The following is a 1,596-nucleotide window of genomic DNA, read 5'->3' on the forward strand; positions in this document are numbered from 1 at the left end:
TCGTCGTGGTGGGCGGGGGTTCTTCTACGAGGCGACGGTGGTGGCGGACGTGGAGCAGTCGGACGAGTTGGTGCAGCACGAGGTGTTGGGGCCGGTGGTGGTGGTGCAGCGGTTCTCCTCGGAGGAGGAGGCGGTGGAGTTGGCGAACGGGGTGCGCTACGGGTTGGTGGCGAGTGTGTGGACGCGTGATCATGCGCGGGCGATGCGGATGTCGCGGGCGTTGCAGGCCGGGACGGTGTGGGTGAACGTGCATCGGCCGTTGGTGGCGGAGATGCCGCACAGCGGGTTCAAGCATTCGGCGTCGGCGCGGGATTTCGGCCGGTTCGGGTTGGAGGAGTACAGCCGGGTGAAGCACGTGATGTCCGGTCTGGGGTGAGCGGGTGTTGGTCATGACTCCATGGTGCGGAGTCGAACAGACGTTCGCCAGTGCTCGATGGGGTGATCGTGTCAGCGGGTGGCGGTGCCGCTGTCGGTGGCGTCGCGGAGGGCGACGGAGAGCAGGGCCGCGGCGGGTCCGGTGAGGCGGTGCCCGGCGCGCCAGACGGCGTGCAGGGGGCGGTGGAGGTCGAGGCCGGTGACGGGGACTTCGACGACGTGGCCCGCGGCGAGGTCGGTGGCCACGGCGAGGGTGCTGAGCACGGCGGGTCCGGCGCCTGCGACGACGCTGTTGCGCACCGAGGTGGTGGAGTGCAGTTCGAGCAGGGGTTCGGTGGGGGTGGCGCCTGCGGTGGCGAGCGCGTGTTCGAGGGTTTCGCGGGTGCCGGAGCCGTGTTCGCGGACGATGAGCGGGGTGGCGGCGAGTTCGGTGGGGTCGAGGGGTTCGCGGCGCCGGGCCCAGCGGTGGTCGGGTGGGACGACGACGGTGAGGCGGTCGCGGGCGAGGTAGCGCACGGAGACGCCGTCGGGGACCTCGGGTGATTCGAGGAAGCCGAGGTCGGCGCGGTCGTGGCGGACGGCGTCGGTGACGGCGGTGGAGTTGGCGACGTCGAGTTCGAGGCGGAGTCCGGTGAAGGCGGTGCGCAGCGAGGTGAGCCAGCGCGGGGCGAGGTAGTCGGCGATGGTCATGCTGGCGGCGACGCGGAGGCGTTGTTCGTGGCGGGCGCGCAGGGCGTGCACGCCGGTGTGCAGGGCGTCGAGGTCGGTGAGCACGTCGCGTGCCCAGTCGAGGACGGTGCCGCCGGCGGGGGTGAGGTCGGCGCCGCGACGGGTGCGTTCGACGAGGTGGAGGCCGAGGCGGCGTTCGAGGCTGTTGAGGCGTTTGCTGGCGGAGGGTTGGCTGATCCGCAGTTGGGCGGCGGCGGCGCCGATGCTGCCGAGTTCGGCGATGAGCACGAGGAGTCGCAGGGACAGCGGGTCCGGATCTTCTGCCATGCAGCAACTGTAGCTCGCCTGGGTGTTCTGGCCCTGTGGTGATGCATTCCGGTTATGGGTTCCTGTGTGGTTGACGGCTACCGGGCGTGCGGGTGGCGGGTGAGGCTCGGGGCATGCGGACGTCGGTGGAGTTGCGTGCTGTGTGGTCGGAGCGTCGGTCGGGTGTGGTGGTGGCCGCGGCGGGGGTGCTGGTCGCGCAGCTGTTGTCGGCGTGGGTGCCGGGGG

General features: G+C 71.3%; 2 protein-coding genes. One reads left to right on the plus strand and one right to left on the minus strand.

Features of this window, described 5'->3' with window-relative positions:
• On the plus strand, window positions 1–376 hold a 376-nt coding region (locus LCD31_RS28700), incomplete at its 5' end, for an aldehyde dehydrogenase family protein (RefSeq protein WP_224963311.1).
• Between the two features lie 71 nt (window positions 377–447).
• Here the strand turns inward: LCD31_RS28700 and LCD31_RS28705 are convergent.
• Window positions 448–1,371 (minus strand): LysR family transcriptional regulator, encoded by a 924-nt coding sequence (locus LCD31_RS28705; protein WP_224963312.1) that lies wholly within the window; start codon window positions 1,369–1,371, stop codon window positions 448–450.
• Between the last annotated feature and the right edge of the window lie 225 nt (window positions 1,372–1,596).

The organism is Saccharopolyspora sp. 6M, assembly GCF_020176775.1.
Classification (GTDB): Bacteria; Actinomycetota; Actinomycetes; order Mycobacteriales; family Pseudonocardiaceae; genus Saccharopolyspora_C; species Saccharopolyspora_C gregorii.